Raw genomic sequence first — 620 nt, 5'->3', positions numbered from 1 at the left:
AAGGGCAATGTTGGACTTGGCGCCCAAGGGGAGATAACAATAGGGGTAAGAGAAGATGAGATGGAGTATCATCTTCAGGGCAAAAACACGAAAGTGGATATGCAAGCCTCTCATGCCGTTGGCTCTTCGATAAAATCGGGAGGTGATACCACGATCATTGCAGGGCAGGATGGCAAACCGCATGATCTCACCATCACGGGAAGTTCTGTTGCGGCTGATGGCAAGGTAGGGCTGAAAGCCAGCAACGATGTTCTGATCACCAATGCAGAGGATAGCTTACACTATGAGATGTCGTATCATAAAGACGGTGGGGTGTTTAGTAGCAGCAAATCTGAGCATAACAAGGTTGATGCTACCCAAGTTTCCGGTTCACTCATATCTGGGGGTGAAGGCATTGCCATTGACTCAGGAAACAACACGGAAGTTATAGCCTCGACGCTCGTAGCCGGTAAGGCAGAGAAAGCACCAGGAGATCAGAAACAAGCGGATATTACCATTCACTCTGGGGGAAAGATTGTCATAAAAGGCGCCCAAGAACAGTTTGATCAGCAAGCACAATCGTCTTCAAGTGGCTTTTTGCATGAGGAATCGTCCGATACATCTCAATCGCATACCACAAC

1 protein-coding gene is annotated in these 620 nt (G+C 48.1%); it reads left to right on the top strand.

Translation table 11 applies throughout. The features are described 5' to 3' along the window. A partial coding sequence (locus ACFIJP_RS09590; RefSeq protein ID WP_375627200.1) for a hemagglutinin repeat-containing protein occupies positions 1–620 on the top strand: 620 nt, incomplete at both ends.

The sequence above is a fragment of the Bartonella sp. MU37NMGALS genome (assembly GCF_042194015.1).
Taxonomy (GTDB): Bacteria; Pseudomonadota; Alphaproteobacteria; order Rhizobiales; family Rhizobiaceae; genus Bartonella; species Bartonella grahamii.
Note: the sequence above shows the minus strand (reverse complement) of the source record. Positions and strands in the feature narration are given on the sequence as shown.